Origin of the sequence: Streptomyces sp. KR55 (genome assembly GCF_052245645.1) — a bacterium.
GTDB classification, from domain to species: Bacteria; Actinomycetota; Actinomycetes; order Streptomycetales; family Streptomycetaceae; genus Streptomyces; species Streptomyces flavusporus.
The window spans coordinates 1-4,039 of record NZ_JBQQCE010000654.1 but is presented as its reverse complement, the minus strand read 5'-3'; the positions used below and the strand labels follow the sequence as shown (position 1 = coordinate 4,039).

5 protein-coding genes and 3 pseudogenes are annotated in these 4,039 nt (G+C 71.6%); 3 read left to right on the top strand and 5 right to left on the bottom strand.

All coding sequences use genetic code 11. From position 1 onward, the window contains the following. Window positions 1-123 (top strand): annotated as a pseudogene (locus ACTWQJ_RS47680) (IS630 family transposase); the annotation flags it as partial. Between the two features lie 80 nt (window positions 124-203). On the opposite strand, the gene ACTWQJ_RS47675 reads toward ACTWQJ_RS47680, so the two are convergent. Beyond that, the gene (locus ACTWQJ_RS47675) at window positions 204-338 is read right to left on the bottom strand and encodes a hypothetical protein (RefSeq protein WP_443312615.1); all 135 of its coding nucleotides are present in this window, start codon (window positions 336-338) and stop codon (window positions 204-206) included. 139 nt (window positions 339-477) lie between these two features. On the opposite strand from ACTWQJ_RS47675, the gene ACTWQJ_RS47670 reads away from it, so the two are divergent. After that, complete coding sequence (locus tag ACTWQJ_RS47670; RefSeq protein ID WP_443312614.1) at window positions 478-1,095, top strand: class I SAM-dependent methyltransferase; 618 nt, start codon at window positions 478-480, stop codon at window positions 1,093-1,095. Window positions 1,096-1,116: 21 nt separating this feature from the next. Here the strand turns inward: ACTWQJ_RS47670 and ACTWQJ_RS47665 are convergent, their stop codons facing one another. Continuing rightward, on the bottom strand, window positions 1,117-1,605 hold the full coding sequence (locus tag ACTWQJ_RS47665; RefSeq protein ID WP_443312613.1) for a DUF402 domain-containing protein: 489 nt from the start codon (window positions 1,603-1,605) through the stop codon (window positions 1,117-1,119). Then, window positions 1,586-2,515, bottom strand: coding sequence for a GNAT family N-acetyltransferase (locus tag ACTWQJ_RS47660; RefSeq protein ID WP_443312612.1), 930 nt, complete (start codon window positions 2,513-2,515; stop codon window positions 1,586-1,588). The genes ACTWQJ_RS47665 and ACTWQJ_RS47660 overlap by 20 nt, the downstream gene beginning before the upstream one ends. A gap of 71 nt (window positions 2,516-2,586) precedes the next feature. Here ACTWQJ_RS47660 and ACTWQJ_RS47655 point away from each other — a divergent pair. Next, window positions 2,587-2,955, top strand: a pseudogene (locus ACTWQJ_RS47655) (GntR family transcriptional regulator). 22 nt (window positions 2,956-2,977) lie between these two features. On the opposite strand, the gene ACTWQJ_RS47650 reads toward ACTWQJ_RS47655, so the two are convergent. Further along, window positions 2,978-3,751, bottom strand: coding sequence for a DUF72 domain-containing protein (locus ACTWQJ_RS47650; protein ID WP_443312611.1), 774 nt, complete (start codon window positions 3,749-3,751; stop codon window positions 2,978-2,980). Between the two features lie 33 nt (window positions 3,752-3,784). After that, a pseudogene (locus tag ACTWQJ_RS47645) lies at window positions 3,785-4,039 on the bottom strand (DUF5925 domain-containing protein); the annotation flags it as partial.

Genomic DNA, 4,039 nt, shown 5'->3' with positions numbered 1-4,039 from the left:
ATCAAGCGGAAGCTGAAGAAGATCCAGTACCGGCCTCACCTGATCGATGGCTGCCTCCCGCCGACTGGCCTGATCATGGACGACGACGCGACCAGGTCATCGGACTCCACGAGTTCAACCTGAGTAAGGGAGTGCTCATGCTGCGCTGAGGTAGGTACGGTTCGCCGCGCCTGCGAGGCGCCGTACGCCGGTACCCGGCCCGGTCACCCGTCCGGCCACCACGTCCGTGCGATGTCCTTCCGCACCTCCGGGCGCTCGGCGGGCCGCTCCTCGGCCTCCTCACGGACCCGGCGGGCGTCCGTCTTCCGCGGGGGCTTGTGCACTGTGACTCGGCGCATGGCTGCCTCCTTCAGTGCCTACCGCATTTCCGTGATCTCACGGAGGTAGACCCTTTCGGCGAGAGTTCCTCATCGGTACGGGTCTGTCAGTGGCGGCTGTCACGATTCGACTGTCAGTGGCGGCTGTCACTCTTGGCGCATGACGGATGACCGGGACGGAACGACCTCGGCGGATGACGTGGACTGGGACGCGTCGGCCGCCACCTTCGACGACGAGCCGGACCACGGACTGCGCGATCCCGACGTCCGGGCGGCCTGGGCGACCCGGCTGCGCACCTGGCTGCCCGACGCCCCCTGCGACCTCCTCGACCTCGGCTGCGGCACCGGCAGCCTGTCCCTCCTCGCAGCCGAGCAGGGACACCACGTGACCGGCGTCGACCGGTCCCCGGCCATGGTGGACCGGGCCCGCGCAAAGCTCACCGGACGTGACGCCGCGTTCCTGGTCGGTGACGCGGCGGCACCGTCGGTGGGGGCGCAGCGGTTCGATGCCGTCCTCGTACGGCACGTCCTGTGGACGCTGCCCGACCCCGGCCGTGTTCTGCGGCACTGGCGGGGACTGGTGCGGCCTGCAGGACGGCTCGTGCTGGTCGAGGGCGTGTGGGGGAGGACCAGCCCGGTCGGCATACCCGCCGAGCGGCTTCGCGCGCTGCTCGTGCCGCTCGGCGGGCGGGTGCGGGTGGAGCGGTTGTCGGAGGACGCCGGGCTGTGGGGGAGACGCGTGGATGACGAGCGGTACGCGGTCGTGTGCCTGGTGTGAGAGCTGTCAGGCCGGCTGCCGCTACCTGAGCAGCGCGTCGAAGTCGGCGCCTTGGGCCAGGGTTTCCAGTTCGTCCAGGGTCGCGAGGGCGGTGGCGGCCGCTGGCGGGTCCGTTTCCGGCAGGCCGCTCTCCGCGAACTCGTCCTCGTCCAGGCGGCGTACGTCCGTGCCGTCGGCGGAGCGCCACAGGTCCAGGTCGAGGTCCTCGACGACCAGCTCCGTGCCGGTGAGCACGGCCGGGCGGGTGATGTCGCAGTACCAGCCCTTGAGGGTGCCCGTGGCCGTGCGGACCTCCTTCACCGAGTACCAGCGGTCCCGCCAGTAGTACTCCGTGAAGACGTCGCCCGGCTCGAAGCGCACGAAGCCGAAGTCGCGCACGCCCTCACCCGCCCAGGGGGCGCGCACCGCGATGCGGGTGCCGTCGTCGTCGAGCAGCTCCGCGGGGTAACGGATCTTCGTGCGGCCGCCTTTGACGAGGACGACGTCCACTTCAGCCGAGTTCGCGGACATACCGCACCTCCGTCGCGCAGACCTCGTACCCCAGCCACTTGTTGATGGCGAGCATCGGGCCGTTGCCGGCGTCGTTGCCCGTGAACGCCTCCGTGTACCCGGCGGCGCGGGCGCGATGCAGGGAGTCGTTCTTGGCGAGCTTGGCCAGGCCCCGGCCGCGGAAGGCGCGGGCCGTGCCGGTCATGGAGGTGGCGTAGCTGGTGGTGCCGTCCGTGTACGCCGCGGTGAAGGCGGCGGGGCGGCCGTCGACGACCGCGACCGTGGTCAGATCGAGGTTCAGCAGGGGGCGCTTCCAGGTCTCCTCGATCCAGGCCTCGTAGTCGGTGAACTCGGTGTCGATGTCGCTCGGTTCGTCCGACGTCGTCTCCGCGTCCAGTTCGAACATCGGGCGTGGGTCGTCCGCGAAGTCGGCGGCCGTGCGCAGCTCGACGCCCGGCGGCGGGGTCCGCAGCGGTGGCAGCGTGCCGTTCGCCAGGTCCAGCCGGAGGAAGTGGGCAGAGCGGCTCGCCTCGTAGCCGTGCGATGCGGCGAAGGCGCGGTTGCCGGGTTCGTCCAGGACCCAGGTGAACAGTCTGGTCGCGCCGTGGGCGGCCAGATGCTCCTCGGCGGCCCGGACCAGCAGCGCGCCGGCGCCGCGGCGGGTCCGCTCCGGGTGCACGTACACGTTGACGTTGCCCTGGCCGGGCTCGGGGCTGTCGTGGGCCAGGTGCACCTGAGCCGTGCCGATCACCTCGCCGTCGTCCACGGCGACGAGGGGGCGGTAGTGCGCCTCGGGGCTCATGTGGGTGAGGTCGTGCGTGAGGGATTCCGGGGTGATCAGGAGGAAGGGCGTGGCGAGGCCCCTGACGCGGGCGAAGCCCTCGATGTCGGCTCGGACCTCGGGGCGGAGGTCGCGCACGGTGACGGTCATGGATGCGCACGTTACGTGGGGACGAGTGCGGGATGCCTCTCATTTTCCGGCGGGTGCGGGACAATCGGCCCGTGACCTTGAAGATCCACATCGACGACAGTGCCCCGCCGTACGAGCAGGTGCGGGCGCAGATCTCCGAGCAGGCGCGGTCCGGGGCGCTGCCGGTGGGGTACCGGCTGCCGACCGTGCGGGGGCTGGCCGAGTCGCTCGGCCTCGCCGCGAACACCGTCGCCAAGGCGTACCGGGCGCTGGAGACGGACGGGGTGATCTAGACGCGGGGACGGCACGGGACGTTCGTCGCTGCCGCGGGCTCGGCGGCCGAGCGGGAGGCGGCGTCGGCTGCGCAGGCCTATGCCGAGCGAGTCCGACGGCTCGGGCTCGGTGAGGGCGCGGCGCTCGATGCGGTCCGGGACGCCCTGCGGGCGGCGTACGCCGAGTAGCCATGGCGGGAATCAGGGGGAGTCACGCCGTACGTTCCAGACGCTCCGGAGTCCGTGTGACCGTCCGCCCCTCCCGCGCCGCCAGCTCCCCGAACAGCACCGCGTCCTCCACCGCCGCCCCGCCGGGGTCGTTGTTGAAGTACGCGTACACGTCGTGCCCGTCGGACCAGGTGTCCGCGATCCGCTGGACCCACGTCCGCAGGGACTGCCGACCGTAGCGCGGCCACGGCTGAGCGCGGCCCTGGTGGAAACGGACGTAGCCCCAGTCGGTGGTGCGCCACAGCGGCGTCACCGGGCGGGCCTGGACGTCGGCCCAGCACAGGGCGGCGCCCCGGGAGCGCAGCACCGCCTCCACCTCCGGCGTCCACCAGGAGTCGTGACGCGGTTCGACCGCGATGCGCGTGCCGGCGGGGAAGCAGGCGAGGCAGGCATCCAGCAGCGCGGCGTCGGCGCGCAGCGTCGGTGGGAGTTGCAGCAGGACCGGGCCCAGACGGTCGCCCAGCCCTTCCGCGTGGGTCATCAGGCGGTTCACCGGTTCCTCGGGGTCCCGCAGCCGCTTGATGTGGGTGAGGTAGCGGCTCGCCTTGACCGCGATGACGAAATCCCCCGGCACGCGATCCCGCCACGCCTCGAAGTTCTCCCGTGTCGGCAGCCGGTAGAACGCGTTGTTGATCTCCACGGTGGCGAACCGCTCCGCGTACTCCTCCAGCCACAGACGTGTGGGACACCCGTCCGGGTAGAGCAGCCCCCGCCAGTCCTTGTACTGCCACCCCGACGTGCCGACGAACAGGGTCATACGTCCATCAAAGCACCGGCCGAAGCCGCAGCCCTACAGATACAGCCCCGCATCCGACCCGTCCCGCGGCTCCGGCAGCGTCGTCGGTGACGTGCCCCGGCGCAGCGCGTACAGCTCCGCCAGTGTCGCGCCCTCGCGGCCCACGCCCTCCTCGCTGCCCAGCCAGCCGACCGCCTCCCGCCGGGTCAGGGGACCCAACTCGATGTGGGCCAGGCAGTGGCCCGGCCGGACGACGGCGGGGTGGAGGCGCTCGAGGTCCTCGTTGGTGGTGACGCCGAACAGGACGTT

Excerpts from the sequence above, each read along its gene's own strand:
- ACTWQJ_RS47675 (WP_443312615.1), bottom strand. The coding sequence starts at position 338 with ATGCGCCGAGTCACAGTGCACAAGCCCCCGCGGAAGACGGACGCCCGC.
- ACTWQJ_RS47670 (WP_443312614.1), top strand. The coding sequence starts at position 478 with ATGACGGATGACCGGGACGGAACGACCTCGGCGGATGACGTGGACTGG.
- ACTWQJ_RS47665 (WP_443312613.1), bottom strand. The coding sequence starts at position 1,605 with ATGTCCGCGAACTCGGCTGAAGTGGACGTCGTCCTCGTCAAAGGCGGC.
- ACTWQJ_RS47660 (WP_443312612.1), bottom strand. The coding sequence starts at position 2,515 with ATGACCGTCACCGTGCGCGACCTCCGCCCCGAGGTCCGAGCCGACATC.
- ACTWQJ_RS47650 (WP_443312611.1), bottom strand. The coding sequence starts at position 3,751 with ATGACCCTGTTCGTCGGCACGTCGGGGTGGCAGTACAAGGACTGGCGG.